This is a genomic window from Acidimicrobiales bacterium, assembly GCA_035533595.1.
Lineage (GTDB): Bacteria > Actinomycetota > Acidimicrobiia > Acidimicrobiales > Bog-793 > DATLTN01.
Genome location: DATLTN010000052.1, coordinates 81713 through 97554, shown reverse-complemented (window position 1 = coordinate 97554; position 15842 = coordinate 81713). Strand labels below are relative to the sequence as shown.

16 protein-coding genes are annotated in these 15842 nt (G+C 73.7%); 15 read left to right on the top strand and 1 reads right to left on the bottom strand.

Annotation, left to right across the window (positions count from 1 at the left end; genetic code table 11):
* The first annotated feature begins 198 nt into the window (after positions 1-198).
* The 15 genes from thrS to serS all read left to right on the top strand — a co-directional run bounded on the left by thrS (position 199) and on the right by serS (position 15019).
* Positions 199-2193 (top strand): threonine--tRNA ligase, encoded by a 1995-nt coding sequence (gene thrS, locus VNF07_09975; GenBank protein ID HVB06557.1) that lies wholly within the window; start codon positions 199-201, stop codon positions 2191-2193.
* Positions 2190-2717 carry an HIT domain-containing protein gene (locus VNF07_09970; protein ID HVB06556.1) on the top strand — a complete coding sequence of 176 codons (528 nt, stop codon included), beginning with the start codon at positions 2190-2192 and terminating at the stop codon, positions 2715-2717. Before thrS ends, VNF07_09970 begins: the two co-directional genes overlap by 4 nt.
* Positions 2714-3451, top strand: coding sequence for a maleylpyruvate isomerase family mycothiol-dependent enzyme (locus VNF07_09965; protein HVB06555.1), 738 nt, complete (start codon positions 2714-2716; stop codon positions 3449-3451). Before VNF07_09970 ends, VNF07_09965 begins: the two co-directional genes overlap by 4 nt.
* 78 nt (positions 3452-3529) lie before the next feature.
* Complete coding sequence (locus VNF07_09960) at positions 3530-4378, top strand: CDP-alcohol phosphatidyltransferase family protein (protein ID HVB06554.1); 849 nt, start codon at positions 3530-3532, stop codon at positions 4376-4378.
* Between the two features lie 29 nt (positions 4379-4407).
* Positions 4408-5316: a hypothetical protein gene (locus VNF07_09955; protein HVB06553.1), complete on the top strand. Its 909-nt coding sequence runs from the start codon at positions 4408-4410 to the stop codon at positions 5314-5316.
* On the top strand, positions 5313-6401 hold the full coding sequence (locus tag VNF07_09950) for a glycosyltransferase family 4 protein (GenBank protein HVB06552.1): 1089 nt from the start codon (positions 5313-5315) through the stop codon (positions 6399-6401). The genes VNF07_09955 and VNF07_09950 overlap by 4 nt, the downstream gene beginning before the upstream one ends.
* Before the next feature lie 42 nt (positions 6402-6443).
* Positions 6444-7316 carry a M48 family metalloprotease gene (locus VNF07_09945; protein ID HVB06551.1) on the top strand — a complete coding sequence of 291 codons (873 nt, stop codon included), beginning with the start codon at positions 6444-6446 and terminating at the stop codon, positions 7314-7316.
* A 31-nt stretch (positions 7317-7347) separates the two neighbouring features.
* Positions 7348-8103: a YebC/PmpR family DNA-binding transcriptional regulator gene (locus VNF07_09940; GenBank protein ID HVB06550.1), complete on the top strand. Its 756-nt coding sequence runs from the start codon at positions 7348-7350 to the stop codon at positions 8101-8103.
* A gap of 77 nt (positions 8104-8180) precedes the next feature.
* The gene (gene ruvC, locus VNF07_09935) at positions 8181-8672 is read left to right on the top strand and encodes a crossover junction endodeoxyribonuclease RuvC (GenBank protein ID HVB06549.1); all 492 of its coding nucleotides are present in this window, start codon (positions 8181-8183) and stop codon (positions 8670-8672) included.
* The gene (gene ruvA / locus VNF07_09930) at positions 8669-9274 is read left to right on the top strand and encodes a Holliday junction branch migration protein RuvA (protein ID HVB06548.1); all 606 of its coding nucleotides are present in this window, start codon (positions 8669-8671) and stop codon (positions 9272-9274) included. The genes ruvC and ruvA overlap by 4 nt, the downstream gene beginning before the upstream one ends.
* The gene (ruvB, locus tag VNF07_09925; GenBank protein ID HVB06547.1) at positions 9271-10362 is read left to right on the top strand and encodes a Holliday junction branch migration DNA helicase RuvB; all 1092 of its coding nucleotides are present in this window, start codon (positions 9271-9273) and stop codon (positions 10360-10362) included. Before ruvA ends, ruvB begins: the two co-directional genes overlap by 4 nt.
* A 96-nt stretch (positions 10363-10458) precedes the next feature.
* Entirely contained in the window at positions 10459-10902 is a 444-nt protein-coding gene (gene yajC, locus VNF07_09920) for a preprotein translocase subunit YajC (GenBank protein HVB06546.1), read from the top strand.
* Positions 10903-12423 (top strand): protein translocase subunit SecD, encoded by a 1521-nt coding sequence (secD, locus tag VNF07_09915; protein ID HVB06545.1) that lies wholly within the window; start codon positions 10903-10905, stop codon positions 12421-12423.
* Positions 12420-13787 carry a protein translocase subunit SecF gene (gene secF, locus VNF07_09910; protein HVB06544.1) on the top strand — a complete coding sequence of 456 codons (1368 nt, stop codon included), beginning with the start codon at positions 12420-12422 and terminating at the stop codon, positions 13785-13787. Before secD ends, secF begins: the two co-directional genes overlap by 4 nt.
* Complete coding sequence (gene serS / locus VNF07_09905) at positions 13784-15019, top strand: serine--tRNA ligase (protein HVB06543.1); 1236 nt, start codon at positions 13784-13786, stop codon at positions 15017-15019. The genes secF and serS overlap by 4 nt, the downstream gene beginning before the upstream one ends.
* Here the strand turns inward: serS and thiD are convergent.
* Complete coding sequence (thiD, locus tag VNF07_09900; protein HVB06542.1) at positions 15012-15842, bottom strand: bifunctional hydroxymethylpyrimidine kinase/phosphomethylpyrimidine kinase; 831 nt, start codon at positions 15840-15842, stop codon at positions 15012-15014. The two genes, serS and thiD, sit on opposite strands and share 8 nt — an antisense overlap.

Genomic DNA, 15842 nt, shown 5'->3' with positions numbered 1-15842 from the left:
CGCGCTCGCGGCGATCGACGAGGAGGCGGCCGCCGGGCGCGGCGTCTCGGCGGCGGCGGCGCTGCTCGGCGTCGAGCTCGGCTGAGCACGGCCCCTCGTCGATCGCCGCGAGCGGCCCTCGGTAGGCTGACGCCAGATACGGGCAGAGGCGGACCCGTCGAGAGGAGGAACCGGCTCCGTGCCCGGCTGTCCGAACCGATGATCAGCGTGGTCCTACCCGACGGCAGCCGCCGCGACCTCTCCGAGGGGTCGACGATCGGCGACCTCGCCTCCGCGATCGGCGCGCGCCTCGGCGCCGCCGCCGTGGCCGCCGAGGTCGACGGTGACCTCGTCGACCTGAACTTCGTGCTGCGAGCCGACGAGAGCGTGCGCATCGTCACCGCCGAGAGCCCGGAGGGCACCCACGTGCTCCGCCACTCGACCGCACACGTCCTCGCGCAGGCGGTGCTCGCGCTCTGGCCGGGCGCGCACTACGCGATCGGCCCAGCGATCGCCGACGGCTTCTACTACGACTTCGAGCTCCCCGACGGGAGGCGCTTCACCGACGAGGACCTGCCGCGCATCGAGGAGAAGATGCGCGAGATCATCGCCGAGGACCAGCCCTTCGTGCGCGAGGAGCACACCGTCGACGAGGGCCTCGCCCTCTTCTCCGACCAGCCCTTCAAGACCGAGATCATCGAGGGGGTGCGCGCCGCGGGCGGCAGCGACGAGGAGCTCGCCGGCGAGGTCGCGGCGGGCGCCGCGCAGGTCAGCCTCTACCGCAACCACGAGCGCTTCGTCGACCTCTGCCTCGGTCCGCACGTCCCCTCGACCGGCCGCCTCGGTCACTTCAAGTTGATGCGCGTCGCCGGGGCCTACTGGCGCGGCGACGAGCACCGCCCGCAGCTGCAGCGGATCTACGGGACCGCCTGGGCGAGCGCCCGCGAGCTCGCCGAGCACCTCGAGCGCCTCGAGGAGGCCGCGCAGCGCGACCACCGCCGCCTCGGCGTCGACCTCGACCTCTTCTCCTTCCCCGACGAGATCGGCTCCGGCCTCGCCGTCTTCCACCCGAAGGGCGGCCTCATCCGCCGGGTGATGGAGGAGTACTCCCGGGAGCGCCACGCGGCGGGCGGCTACGAGTTCGTCAACACCCCGCACATCACCAAGTCCGAGCTCTTCGAGATCTCGGGGCACCTCGACTGGTTCGCGGAGGGGATGTTCCCGCCGATGGAGCTCGACGGGGAGCACCGCTACTACCTGAAGCCGATGAACTGCCCCTTCCACATCCTCATCTACCGGAGCCGCCAGCGCAGCTACCGGGAGCTGCCGATGCGCCTCTTCGAGTTCGGCTCCGTCTACCGCTACGAGAAGTCCGGCGTGGTGCACGGCCTGACGCGCGTGCGCGGCATGACCCAGGACGACGCGCACATCTTCTGCACCCGTGAGCAGATGGACCAAGAGCTCGTCTCGCTGCTCGAGTTCGTGCTCTCGATGCTGCGCGACTACGGCCTCGACGACTTCTACCTCGAGCTCTCGACCAAGCCCGCGGGCAAGGCCGTCGGGAGCGACGAGGAGTGGGAGGAGGCGACCGCCGCGCTCGAGCGCACCGCCGGGGCGCTCGGCCTCGCGCTCGTCCTCGACGAGGGGGGTGGCGCCTTCTACGGGCCGAAGGTCTCCGTGCAGGCGCGCGACGCGATCGGGCGCACCTGGCAGCTGTCGACGGTGCAGGTCGACTTCCAGCTGCCGCAACGCTTCGGCCTCAGCTACGTGGGCTCGGACAACAGCCGCCACCAGCCGATCATGATCCACCGCGCCCTGTTCGGCTCCGTCGAGCGCTTCTTCGCCGTCCTCCTCGAGCACTACGCCGGCAAGTTCCCGACCTGGCTGGCCCCGGTGCAGGCGCGCGTGCTGCCGGTGCGCGACGACCACGGGGACTACGCCGCGGAGGTCACCGAGCAGCTGCGCTCGGCGGGCGTGCGCGCCGACCTCGAGGAGGCGAGCGAGCCCCTCGGGGCGCGCATCCACCGGGCGAAGAACGAGCTCCTCCCCTACATCCTCGTCGTCGGCGGGGACGACCTCGCGGCCGGTACCGTGGGTGTGAACGCGCGCAGCTCGGCGGCCCCCGAGCGAGGGGTGTCCGTCGGCGATTTCATCGCCCGCATCACCGACGAGATCAGCCGTCGCGCGAGCCCCGAGGACCGGGTCGGGGCGTGACGCTCGACCGCCTGTGGGCGGCGTGGCGCTCGGACTACGTGAACTCGTTCTCCGAGGTCGCGGCGAGCGGCGCCGACGCCGAGCAGGGGCCCGCGGGGGAGTGCGTCTTCTGCGCGATCCTCGCCTCGGGGGCCCCCGACGAGGAGCGCCACCTCGTCCACCGCTCGAGCGGCGCGGCGACGCTCCTGAACGCCTACCCCTACGCGAGCGGCCATGTGCTCGTGATGCCCCTGCGGCACCTCTCCGAGCCCGAGGAGCTCGACCCCGGGGAGTCGCTCGAGCTGTGGGCCGAGGTGCAGCGGGCGCTCGCCGCCGTGCGCGCCGCCTACGCACCCGACGGGGTGAACCTCGGTGCCAACCTCGGCCGCGCCGGTGGTGCGGGGATCCCCGGCCACCTGCACTTCCACGTGCTGCCCCGCTGGGTGGGCGACACGAACTTCATGACCACGATCGCCTCGGTGCGGGTCCTCCCCGAGGCCCTGTCGGAGTCCTTCGCCAAGCTGCGCGCGAGCTGGCCGGAGTGAGGCTCGCCTTCGCCTCCTACCTGGACGCCATCGCGGAGGAGGCGGACCGCCTCGACAGCCTGCTCGCGGCCGACCTCGACCGCGCCGCGAACCTCGACAAGAAGGTCCCCGCCTGCCCGAACTGGACGGCACGCGAGCTCCTCGGCCACGTTGCCGCGACGCTCGAGTTCTGGGCCGAGCAGGTCGCCGCCGGCGACCCCGAGGAGATGACCGAGACCGTCGAGGAGTGCGACCCCGAGGCGGTCGCGGCCAACGCCGACCGCCTCGTCGCCGAGCTGCGGACCGCCGGCCCGGAGGCGCCCTGCTGGAACTGGAGCGGCGAGGAGTTGACGACCGCCTGGGTCGCCCGCCAGCTGGCGATCGAGACGGCGGTGCACCGCGTCGACGGCGAGCAGAGCCAGGGCCGCCCCCTCCCCGTCGAGCTCGAGCTCGCGATCGACGGCATCGAGCAGCGGATCGCGGTGCACCTCGCGAGCGACCTCGGCGAGGGCTCCTCGGCCTCGCTCGGCGGCACCGTCTGTCTGATCTGCGAGGACGCTCCCGCCGCCTTCGTCGTCGAGGTGGAGCGGGGGCGACTGCGCTGGCGGCACGGCCGCGGCCCCGCCGACGTCGTCCTCGTCGGCGCCGCCTCCGAGCTCTTCCTCTACACCTGGAACCGCCTCCCGCCCGAGGCGCTGAAGCGCACCGGCGACCTCTCCGTGGCCGAGGCCTGGCGCAAGCTCCCGAGCACCTGAGGTGGGAGCGGCCGCCGTGGAAACCGGGCCGCGGCTCCCTCCGGTGGTAACCTCGTAGCGGTTCAGCAGGGAGGATCGATGATCGACGGCCGCCGTCGCCGCACTGCGACGGCCCCCCAGCAGGTGACCGACGCCCCTGCCCAGTCGTGGTGGCGCCTCGGCACGGTGCTCGTCCGCATCGGCGTGACCGCCGATGCCGTCACGCTCGTCGGCATCGCCCTCGCCGCTGCCACCGCGGTGCTCATCGGCTTCGGGCACCTCTTCGCCGCCGTCTTCCTGCTCACCGCTGGCGGGCTGATGGACGCCCTCGACGGCATCGTCGCGAAGGCCGCCGGCAGCGCGTCGGCGCGCGGCGCCTTCTTCGACTCGGTCGCCGACCGGATCTCCGACGGCCTCGTCTTCGGCGGCCTCACCTGGCACCTGCTCCTCGGCGCGCAGCCCCGCGAGGCAATCCTTCCGGTCGCCATCCTCGCCGTCAGCGCGCTCATCTCCTACGAGCGCGCGAAAGCCGAGTCGCTCGGCTTCAACGCCCGCGGCGGCCTCATGGAGCGCGCCGAGCGGCTGATCCTCCTCGGCGTCGCGCTCTTCTTCCACGTCGTGCTCATCTCGCTGCTGCTCGTGCTGCTGGCACTCTGCATCGCTACCGCGGCGGGGCGCTTCGTCCGGGTGTGGCGCATCGCCGGCGGGGTCCCACCCCGCCCCGCGCTCGGGCGTGCCCGCATGGAGAGCCAGTGGCGGGCCTGGCGGGAGAGCGGCCGGGCGCGCAGCCGCCGCAACACCCGCAGCCGCCGCAGCCTCGAGCCGGCGGGGACCCGTCTGCGCAAGGTGCTCGGCAGCGAGCGCGCCGCAGCCCCGGTCGGCCGTCGCGCCGGCGGGCGGCGCCGCGCCGCGCTGGCGCTGCGCGAGCGCTTCGACGGCGGCCGCTGACCTCTCCCCGCACCGTCGAGGAGTAGCGAGTGGCGGCCGGCGGCATCAACCGCACCTACCTCCTCTACCGCGGCGGCGCGGCGCTGCTCCGTCTCCTGCCGCGCCGCCTCGTCCTCTTCCTCGGCGCCGCCGGCGGCCGCCTGGCGGCGCGACGCGCGCCTGAGCGCCGCCGTGCCGTCGCCGCCAACCTCGCCCACGTCCTCGGCGACGGCGGTGCCCCCCGAGCTGACGACCCGCGCCTCGAGGCGCTCGTCACCGAGGCCTTCGTGCAGTACGGCCGCTACTGGGCGGTCACCGCGCGGTTGAGCCGGCGCGACGGAAGGGGCATCGACCGACGCGTCACGATCGAGGGGCGGGAGCACTTCGAGCTCTTCCGCAGCTCGTCGGTCCTCTACGCGTTGCCGCACCTCGGTGTCTGGGAGTGCGGGGGCTTCTGGTGCGTGCGCCAGGGCCTCGACCTCACCACCGTCGTCGAGCCGGCTAGCACCGAGCGGCTGAGCGAGTTCTTCACCAAGGTGCGCAGCGCGCTCGGCCTGCAGGTGCTCGCGCTCGGTCCGCGCACCGCGACCGAGCTGCTCAGCGTCTTGGAGGGGCGGGGCTCGGTCGCCCTCGTCGCCGACCGGGACCTCGTCGGCGACGGCCTCGAGGTCGACTTCTTCGGTGCGACGACCCGCCTGCCGGGCGGGCCGGCGCTGCTCGCGCTGCGCAGCGGCGCGCCACTCGTCCCCGTCGGCACCTACCTGCAGCCCGACGGCGGCATCCGCCTCGCCTTCCTCGCACCCCTCGACACGGCCCGCCGCGGGCGGCTGCGCGACGACGTGCGGCGCGTCACCGCCGACCTCGCGGGCGCGTTCGAGGGGCTGATCGCGCGCGACCCCGCGCAGTGGCACGTCTTCCAGCCGAACTGGCCTGCCGACGCCCCGCTGGAGGGGGCGTGAGGGTTGCGATCGTCTGCCCCTACGCCCTCGACGTCCCGGGCGGGGTGCAGGGCCAGAGCCTCGGCCTCGCCGGAGCGCTCGCGCGCCGCGGCCACGAGGTGGCGCTCCTCGCGCCGGGCGCGGCGGGCGCTCGCGGCGGGGCCTTTCCGGTGGTCGACCTCGGAGCGACGCGCGCCGTGCCGGCCAACGGTTCGGTCGCCCCCCTGGCGCTCGGCCTCTCGGTCCTCTCGCGCACCCGCGGCGCGCTCGGCCGCTTCCGCCCCGACGTCGTGCACCTCGAGGAGCCCTTCGTCCCGCTCGTCGGCCTCGCCGGCCTTTCCGTCGGCGCGCCGCTGGTCGGGACCTTCCACCGCGCCGGCGCGGGCCGCGGCTACCGCTCGCTGCGGCCGCTCCTCGCCCGCTTGGCGGCGCGTCTCGACGGGCGCGTCGCCGTCTCCCTAGCGGCCGCCGCGACCCTCGAGGCGGTGACCGGCCGGGCGCCCGACGAGGTCCTCCACAACGCCGTCGACCCCGAGCGCTTCTCGGCGCCACCGGCGGCCCCTACCGGCGGCGCCCGCCGCATCGCCTTCGTCGGCCGTCACGAGCAGCGCAAGGGCCTCGAGGTGCTGCTCCGCGCCTTCACCGGCCTCGAAGGCGACGACCTCGAGCTGCTCGTCGTCTCCGACGGCCCCGAGCGGGCGCGCCTCGAGCGCGACTGCGCCGATCCCCGGGTGCGCTGGCTCGGAAGGATCGACGACGACGCGCTCGCCGCCCTCCTCGGCGGCGCGCAGCTCTTCGCCGCCCCCTCGCTCGGCGGCGAGTCCTTCGGCGTCGTCCTTCTCGAGGCGATGGCGGCGGGCTGTGCGGTGGTCGCCTCGGACCTCCCCGGCTACCGCGAGGCAGGTGGCGAGAGCGCGTGTTACGTCGCGCCCGGGGACCCCGAGGCGCTGCGGCAAGGGCTCGCGCGGCTCCTCGCCGAGCCCGAGCTCGTCCGCCGGCTCGGCGCCGCGGGGCGCGCCCGCGCCGCGGAGCACTCCTTCTCGGCGCTCGCCGCGGCCTACGAGTCCTGCTACGAGCGGGCGCTCGGCCGCGGGCGCGCGCGTTGACCCCGCCGGGGGGGCCCCGGTGCAGGCCGTAGAATCCGCCCGATGAGTACCGACAACCGCTCCCGCCAGCGCCGCCGCCCCGCGCCGCGCGGTGCCCCCCGCAGCATCCCGGCGCCGCGCCCGAGCCTGCCGCCCGCGGTGCTGCCCTTCGCGACCGCGGCGCGGCCGCTGTCCGGGCGCCTCCTGCTCGCGCTGCCGGTGGTCGTCGTGCTCGTCGCGATCGTCGCCTTCGCCCTCGGCATCGTGCTCCTCGGCATCCTCCTCGTCGTCGGTGCCGGCGTCCTGCTGGCGGCGGGAGCCCGCCTCGGCGCCCCGCAGCGGCTCGTCACCGCGCTCGCCGGCCGCCCCGTCAGCGCGGCCGGCGACGCGCGACTCGTGAACGTCGTCGAGGGGCTGTGCGTCGCCTACGGCCTCGCCACGCCCTCCCTCCTCGTCCTCGAGGATCCTGCGGCGAACGCGATCACGCTCGGGAGCCCGCGCCGCGGCGCCTACCTCGTGATCACGAGCGGCGCCCTCGACCGCCTCGACCGCCTCGAGCTCGAGGGCCTCGTCGCGCACGAGCTCGCCCACCTAAAGCGCGGCGACACGAGCGCCGCCGGCCTCGCGATGCGCCTGCTCGGCCCGCTCGCGCCCCTCGCCGGCGGCAGCCGGCTGCTGCGGCGCACGGGCGACCCACGGCGCGAGTTCGGCGCCGACCAGCTCGGCGCCTCGATGACCCGCTACCCACCGGGGCTGCGCGGCGCCCTCGAGAAACTCGCCGCCGCCCCCTCCCGCCGCCCGGCGGCGGTGGGCGAGCGCCTCGCCCGCCTCACCGCGCCGTTCTGGTGCGCACCCCTCGACGAGGGCCCCTCACTGCCGGTGGTGGCGGGGGTCCTCGATCTCGAGCTGCGGGCTGCGGCGCTCGCCGAGCTCTGACCTTCGAAGTTGACGACCCGAGGAGACAACGATGTCCGGCCACTCGAAATGGGCGACGACAAAGCACCAGAAGGGCGCGAAGGACAAGGCGCGCGGCAAGCTCTTCGCGAAGCTCATCCGCCAGGTCGAGGTGGCGGCGCGCGAGGGGGGCGGCGACGTCAACGCCAACGCCACGCTGCGCACGATGTTCCAGAAGGCGCGTGACGCCTCGGTCCCCCTCGACACGATCGAGCGGGCGGTGAAGCGCGGCACCGGCGAGCTCGAGGGGGTCCGCTACGAGGCGATCTCCTACGAGGGCTACGCGCACGGCGGCGTGGCGGTGATCGTCGAGACCCTCACCGACAACCGCAACCGCACCGGCGCCGAGGTGCGCGCGCTGTTCTCCCGCAACGGCGGCTCGATGGCCGAGCCGGGCGCCGTCGCCTGGCAGTTCGCGCGCAAGGCGGTCGTCTCGGTGCCGCACAGCGTCGCCGAGGACGACCTGATGGGCGTGGTGCTCGAGGCCGGCGCGGAGGACCTCGCCGACGAAGGCGAGCTGTGGGTGCTCACGGCGGAGCCGACGCTCCTCGGCGGCCTGCGCAGCGCCCTCGAGGAGGCGGGGATCCCGATCGACTCCGCCGAGGTGCAGCTGCTCCCGACGAGCGTCGTCGAGGTCAACGAGGAGGGGGAGGCGAAGAAGGTCCTCCGCCTCCTCGAGCTCTTGGAGGACCACGACGACGTGCAGAACGTCGTCGCCAACTTCGACATCCCCGACGCCGTGCTCGAGAAGGTCGCCGTCGACGCCTGAGGGCGCGTCGGCGATCGCCGCGGGGCTCCCGGCGGGGATCCCCGGCCCCGGTGCCGCCGCCCGGTACCATCGAACGCATGTTTGTGCTCGGGGTCGACCCCGGCCTGTCCCGTTGCGGCTACGGCTGCGTCGCCCGTGAGGCCGGCAACGAGCGCGCGGTGACCGCCGGCGTGATCACCACACCGATCGACACCCCGCTGCCAGAACGCCTCGCCGAGCTGCAGGTCGAGCTCACCGCCGTGATCGCCGAGTGCCGGCCGGAGGTCGTCGTCGTCGAGCGGGTGCTCTTCCAGACCAACGCCCGCACCGCGATGTCGGTCGGCCAGGCGAGCGGCATCGCCCTGCTCTGCGCGGCGCAGGCGGGGCTGCCGGTGGTCGAGTACTCCTCGAACGAGGTGAAGCTCGCCGTCACGGGCTACGGCGCCGCCCCGAAGGAGCAGGTGCAGGAGATGGTCGCCCGCCTCCTCGGCCTCGCGGAGGTGCCCCGCCCTCCCGACGTCGCCGACGCCCTCGCCCTCGCCCTCTGCCACCTCGCGGCGCAGCGCCTCACCTCGGCGGTGCCACGGTGATCGGCGCCCTCACCGGCTCGGTCGCCGCCGTCGAGCCCTCCGGCGACCACGCCGTCGAGGTCGAGGTCGACGTGCAGGGCGTCGGCTACCGCGTCCTCGTGGGCGCGCGCGAGGCGGTCGCGCTGCCGCCGCTCGGTGACCCGGTCGCGCTCTCGATCCACACCCACGTGCGCGAGGGGGAGCTCACCCTCTACGGCTTCGGGGACCGCGCCGGCCGCCGCGCCTTCGAGCTGCTGATCACCGCGCACGGCGTCGGCCCGGCGCTCGCGCTCGCGATCCTCTCGGTGCACACGCCCGCCTCGCTGGCCCAGGCGGTGAGCGAGGCCGACCTCGACCAGCTCTGTCTCGTGCCGGGGATCGGCCGCAAGACCGCGCAGCGGCTGTGCATCGAGCTCTCCTCGCGCCTCGAGGTCCTCGCCCCCGCCTTCGTGCCGAGCGCCGCGGGCTCGGACGCGGGCGGGCGCGGCGAGGTGCGCGAGGCGCTCCTCGCCCTCGGCTACCGCAACGAGGAGATCCGCGCCGTCCTCGAGGGCCTCCCGCCCGAGGGGGCGGTGGAGGCGCTGCTGCGCGAGGCGCTCGCCGCGTTGGCGCCGCAGCGGTGAGCCCGCGGCGCGTCGTGGTCGGCGGCGATGAGCTCGAGGACGCGGCGCGCGCCGTCTCGGCCGTCGCCGACCCCCAGGAGGAGGCGATCGAGGCCGGCCTGCGGCCGCGTCGGCTCGCGGACTTCGTCGGCCAGCGGGCGTTGAAGGAGCACCTGGCGATCGTCCTCGAGGCGGCCCGCCGCCGTGAGCAGCCCGTCGACCACCTCCTCTTCGGCGGCCCCCCGGGCCTCGGCAAGACGACCCTCGCGGGGATCGTCGCCACCGAGATGGGGGCGGGGCTGCGGATCACCTCCGGTCCGGCGCTCTCGCGCGGCGGCGACCTCGCGGCGATCCTCTCCGGCCTCGGCGAGGGCGACGTGCTCTTCATCGACGAGATCCACCGCCTGAACCGCACCGTCGAGGAGATCCTCTACCCCGCGATGGAAGACGGCGAGATCGACATCGTGATCGGCAAGGGGCCGACGGCCCGCTCGGTCCGCCTCGGCCTTCCGCGCTTCACGCTCGTCGGCGCGACGACGCGCACCGGCCTCGTCACGGGCCCGCTGCGCGACCGCTTCGGCTTCGTCGAGCGCCTCGAGCACTATCAGGTGGACGAGCTCGAGGAGATCGTCACCCGTACCGGTCGGCTGCTCGACGTCGAGTGCGACCTCGGCGGGGCGCGCGAGATCGCCTCCCGGTCGCGGGGCACGCCGCGCCTCGCGATCCGCCTGCTGCGCAGGGTCCGCGACTTCGTCGAGGTCCGCGAGGAGGGGGTGATCACCCTCGAGGCGGCGCGCCGCGGCTGTGAGCTCTTCGGGGTCGACCACGCGGGGCTCGACCGCCTCGACCGCCGCCTCCTCGAGATGCTCTGCGTGCACTTCGCCGGCCGGCCGGTCGGGCTCACGACCCTCGCGGTGAGCGTCGGGGAGGAGCCCGAGACGATCGAGGACGTCTACGAGCCCTATCTCCTGCAGCGCGGCCTGCTGCTGCGCACGCCGCGTGGGCGGGTCGCGGCCCCGGGCGCCTACGAGCACCTCGGCCTCCCGCTCCCCGCCGCCTACGGCAGCCCGCTCACAGCGAACAGCGGCGGAGCGACGCCACTTTTCTGAGGCGCACGGCCCCCGGCCGCCGGCGGCGCCGCGGACGCGTACCTGCGGGGTGCTCCGGCTACAGTCAGCGGGCCAGTTCCTCCTGAAACGGTGACCATGACCGAACTCAGCACTCTGCTCAACCACGCGACCCTGGTCGCGTCCACGGCGAAGAAGAGCAGCGGCGGGAGCTACCTCCTCCCGATCCTCCTGCTCGGCTTCCTCGCGGTCTACTTCCTCTACCTGCGCCCGCAGCGCAACCGCCTCCGCCAGCAGCAGTCCCAGACGCGCACCTTCGAGGTCGGCGACGAGGTCGTGACGACCTCGGGCATCGTCGGCGTCGTGCTGTCGCTCCACGGCGACCGCGTCGTGATCGAGAGCGGCCACGGCCACACGATGACCGTGCTGCGCTCGGCGATCGCGCGCCGCGTGGACCCGCCCGCGCCCGAGGGCGAGTACTCCGAGGACCAGTCTGACGCCGGTCCCGACGCCGCCCCGAACGAGCCCTGGTGGCCGAAGGGCGAGGAGGAGAACCCCGAAGGCGGGGGAGGGACCAAGTAGTTGGGACGACGCCTCGTGGCGAGCGTGCTGCTCTGCACGATCGCCTGCTTCGGAATGCTCGGCGTCGCCCTCGGCCTCGGCTGGTCGCCGCACCTCGGCCTCGACCTCGAGGGCGGGCTCTCCGTCGTCTACAAGCCCGTCCGCCCTGTCGACCAGGCGACGCTGCAGAACGTCGCGAACATCATGGTGATCCGCGTCAACGGCCTCGGCGTCTCCCAGCCGAACATCACCACCCAGGGCGGCGACGTCGTCGTGCAGCTGCCGGGGGCGAAGAACCAGCAGACGATCCTCGACACGATCGGCAAGACCGCGCAGATCTACTTCCGCCCGGTGCTCTGCGAGGCGCCCGCCTATTCCGGCCCGAAGCTCGTGCACGGCCAGCCCCCCGCCTACAAGGTGCCCCCCACCTGCCCCTCGCAGTACAACTTCCTGCAGTCCGGGACCTACGACTCCTCGACCCAGAACTACGTGCCCCCGGCGGCCGGCGTCGACCCGCAGTACGCGAGCTACCCGACGACCACGCCTGACCAGGACGACACCGACACCGTGGCGCGCCAGAACGTGATCCTCCCGATCGGCGCGGGGACGAGCAACCGCTACGTCCTCGGCCCGGCGGTGATCAACAACCAGATCGTGAACGGCCAGATCATCTCCAAGGCCTACGCCGCCCTCGACACCCAGACCAACCAGTGGGTCGTCGTCTTCGACCTCACCGGCAAGGGCTCGACGCTGTTCAACGCCCTCGCGCACCAGTACTACGGCCAGCTCGTCGCCGACGACCTCGACGGCTCGCTCATCTCGGTGCCGATCATCGAGTCGCAGTCCTTCCCCGGCTCGGGGCAGGTCTCGGGGAACTTCAACCAGGCGAGCGCCAACCAGCTCGGCCAGCTGCTCAGCTCCGGCGCGCTGCCGGTGACGGTGAAGCCGCTCACCACCGAGATCGTCTCGCCGACCCTCGGCAAGGCCTCGCTGCACGCCGGCCTGCTCGCGGGCCTCCTCGGCCTGTTGCTCGTGATGCTCTACACGATCTTCTACTACCGGGCGCTCGGCATCGTCGTCGTCCTCGGCCTCGTGACCACGGCGGCCTTCCTCTACGGCTTCATCTCACTGCTGAGCGCCTCCTCGCTCGGCCTCACCCTCGACCTGTCAGGGGTGACGGGGCTCATCGTCTCGGTCGGCATCACCGTCGACAGCTACATCGTCTACTTCGAACGGCTGAAGGACGAGGTGCGCGCCGGGCGATCGATCCGCGCCGCGGTCGACCGGGGTTTCCGTTCGGCCTACCGCACGATCCTCTCCGCCGACGCGGTCTCGTTCATCGGCGCCCTCGTGCTGTGGCTCCTCTCGGTCGGGGCGGTGCGCGGCTTCGCGTTCATGCTCGGTCTCTCGACGCTCGTCGACGTGGTCACCGCGTACATCTTCACCCGGCCGCTCGTCATCCTCCTCGGTCGCAACCGCGTCTTCACCGAGGCCCGTCACCTCGGCGTGGCGCGCGGCCTCGCGTTCCACGAGGGCCAGTGAGCCCCGACCGGATCCGGCCGGGCTCGGCGGGCGGCGAGGAGCCCGCCCGGCCGCCGGAGGACGTCGAGGTAGCGGAGGTCTCCGAGGTCGTCCCCCCCGCCGCCACCGCCCCGCAACCACCGCCCCCTCCCGCAGCGGCAGAGCCTCGCGAGATCGCGGAGGAGCCGATCGTCGCGCCGCCCGCCGCGCAGGCACGCGGCTTCTTCAGCCGCCTCTACTACGGCGAGACGCGCGTCGACTTCGTGCGCCGGCGACGCATCTGGTTCACCATCTCGGGGGTCGTGCTCCTCGCCGGCGTGGTCTCGCTCGCGACGCGCGGCCTCAACCTCGGGATCGACTTCGTCGGCGGCAGCTCGTGGACGGTGAAGACGACGACCCTCACCATCCCCCAGGTGCAGAGCGACCTCCCGATGCTCTCGGGCGAGACGATCACCGTCCTCGGCACCGGAGCGACGCGCAACATCCAGGTCGAGGCGAAGCTCCCGAAAGGTCAGAGCCAGGCGCAGGCGGCGGCGGTCTCCAAGGAGGTCGCGGCCGCCCTCGCCTCGGCCGCGCACGCCGACGTCAGCGCGGTCTCGATCGACTCGGTCGGCCCCTCCTGGGGCGGCCAGATCACCCACAAGGCGATCGAGGCGCTGATCGTCTTCTTCGTCCTCATCGCCGTGTACATCTCGGCCTTCTTCGAGTGGCGGATGGCGTTCGCGGCGATCATCGCGGTCCTCCACGACATCCTCGTCACGGTCGGGATCTACTCGCTCACCGGCCTCGAGGTCACTCCGGACACCGTGGTCGCCTTCCTCACGATCCTCGGTTACTCCCTCTACGACACGATCGTCGTCTTCGACCGCGTCCGCGACAACCTTCGCCACCTCTCGGTCCGCGACCGGCTCACCATCTCTGACCTCGTGAACCTGTCGATGAACCAGACGCTGGCGCGCTCGATCAACACCTCCCTCGTGGCGATCATGCCGATCCTCGCGGTGCTCGTCCTCGGTGCGCAGGTGCTCGGTGCGACGACGCTGCAGTACTTCGGCCTCGCCCTCCTCGTCGGGCTGACGACCGGTGCCTACTCCTCGATCTTCATCGCCTCGCCGCTCGTCGCGATGCTGAAGGAGCGCGAGCCCCGCTACCGCCAGCTGCGCGAGCGCCTCCTCGCCCGCGGCGGCGAGCGCCTCCTGCTCTCCGCGCTCGACGTCGCCCGCAGCCCGAGCGCCGAGGTCTCCGCGCGGGGCGCCCCCGGCGACCAAGGCGAGCGGGCGGGCGGCCTGACGCGTCCCAACTCCCCGCGAGCGAGCAGCCCCGGCGCCCGGCCGCAGCTGCGGCGCCCGGCGTCGCGCAACCGACCGCGAGGCGGCAGACGGTGATCGACATCCGCGCCGCACGCCAGGATCCGGCGTCGGTGCGCGCCGCCCTCGCCCGCAAGGGCGCGGCGGAGCTCTTCGACGAGCTGCTCACCGTCGACGAGCGCTGGAGGGAGCAGACCGCGATCGCTGACGAGCTGCGCGCACGCACGAAGTTGAAGGGGCGTCCCACCGACGAGGAGCGCCGTGCGCTGCTCGCGACCAAAGAGGAGCTGCGCCTCGTCGAGGAGCGCCTCGAGGCGCTCGCCGCTGAGCGCGACGCCCTCCTCGCGCGCGTCCCGAACCCGCCCTCCGCGAGCGCGCCGGACGGCGTGAGCGACGAGGACGCCGTCGAGGTGCGACGCGTCGGCGAGCCGCCGAGCTTCGGCTTCGAGCCCCGCGACCACCTCGCCCTCGGCGATTTCGACCAGGAGCGCGGCGCCCGTCTCTCAGGAACCCGCTTCGCCTACCGGATGGGCGACTCCGCGCTCGTCGAGCTCAGCCTCTACCGCTACGCACTGGACAGCCTGCTGCCGCTCGGCTTCGTTCCGGTGCTGCCGCCGGTGCTCGTCCGCGAGGAGGCGATGTACGGGACCGGGTTCCTGCCGACCGAGGAGGCGAACCTCTACCAGGTCTCGCCGGACGGCCTCTACCTGACGGGCACCTCCGAGGTCGCCCTCGCCGGCCTGCACCTCGGCGAGATCCTCGAGGCGGAGTCGCTGCCGCTGCGCTACGCCGGCTACTCGACGTGCTTCCGGCGCGAGGCCGGCGCCGCAGGGCGCGACACGCGCGGCATCTTCCGGGTCCACCAGTTCGACAAGGTGGAGATGTTCGTCTTCACCACGCCGGAGGACTCTGAGGAAACCCACGAGATGATCCTCGCCGCCGAGGAGGCGATCGTCAGCGGTCTCGGCCTCGCCTACCGGGTGGTAAACACCGCGGCCGGCGACCTCGGCCCCTCCGCGGCGAAAAAGTACGACATCGAGGCGTGGATGCCCTCCCAGGGGCGCTACCGGGAGATCACCTCCTGCTCGAACACCACCGACTACCAGGCGCGCCGCCTCGGGACGCGGATGCGCGAGGGCGACCAGCTCCGCCACCCGCACACCTTGAACGGGACGGCGATGACCGCCCGCTTCCTCGTCGCGATCCTCGAGTCCTTCCAGGACGAGCAGGGCGCGGTGGCGGTCCCCGAGGTGCTGCACGCGTTCGGCGCGCCGCCGCGCCTCGAGCACACCGCGGCGAGCGTCAGCTGACTGAGCCGCCCTGGGAGGTCCCCCAGACCCCGTGGTCGAGGGGCCCCGGGCCGGCGCCGAGCTCCCAGGAGGCGGCGGCGGCGATCGCCGCGGTGACGTAGCGCTTTGCCCGCTCGACCGCGCCGAGGAGACCCATCCCCCCCGCCAGCCCGGCGGCGATCGCCGCCGAGAGCGTGCAGCCGGTGCCGTGGGTGTGCGCGCTCGCGAGGCGCGGCGCGTGGAACTCGGTGAGCGCGCCCTTCGCGTAGAGGACGTCGACGGACTCGTCGCCCGCGAGGTGCCCTCCCTTCACGAGCGCGGCCCCGGCGCCGAGCGCGCCGAGGGCGCGGGCCGCCTCGCGGAGGTCGCTGCGGCTCTCGACGGCGCCGCCGAGGAGCATTGCCGCCTCGGGGGCGTTCGGGGTGACGAGGAAGGCCGAGGAGAGGAGCTCGCGGTAGGCGGCGAGCCCGCCGGCGTCGAGGAGCTGGCCGCCGGAGGCGGCGACCATCACCGGGTCGACGACGAGCTGGGGGAGCGCGCCCCGCTCCGCCCACGCCGTCACCACCTTCACGATCTCGGCGTTGGCGAGCATGCCGCTCTTCACCGCGGCGACCGGCAGGTCGGCGAGGACCGAGGCGATCTGGGCGTCGACGATCTCCGCGGGCTGGGCGGCGACCGCCTGCACGCCGAGGGTGTTCTGGGCGGTGACCGCGGTGACGACGAGGGTGCCGAAGGCGCCGTGCGCGGCGAAGCTCCGGAGGTCGGCGGCGATGCCCGCCCCCCCGCCGGAGTCGGTGCCCGCGATCGTGAGCACGACCGGCGGGGTGGAGGAGCGGCGCGCCAC

Coding starts and splice junctions, on each gene's coding strand:
- yajC (HVB06546.1), top strand. CDS start 10,459: ATGACCGAACTCAGCACTCTGCTCAACCACGCGACCCTGGTCGCGTCC.
- VNF07_09945 (HVB06551.1), top strand. CDS start 6,444: ATGAGTACCGACAACCGCTCCCGCCAGCGCCGCCGCCCCGCGCCGCGC.
- VNF07_09940 (HVB06550.1), top strand. CDS start 7,348: ATGTCCGGCCACTCGAAATGGGCGACGACAAAGCACCAGAAGGGCGCG.
- thrS (HVB06557.1), top strand. CDS start 199: ATGATCAGCGTGGTCCTACCCGACGGCAGCCGCCGCGACCTCTCCGAG.
- VNF07_09960 (HVB06554.1), top strand. CDS start 3,530: ATGATCGACGGCCGCCGTCGCCGCACTGCGACGGCCCCCCAGCAGGTG.
- ruvC (HVB06549.1), top strand. CDS start 8,181: ATGTTTGTGCTCGGGGTCGACCCCGGCCTGTCCCGTTGCGGCTACGGC.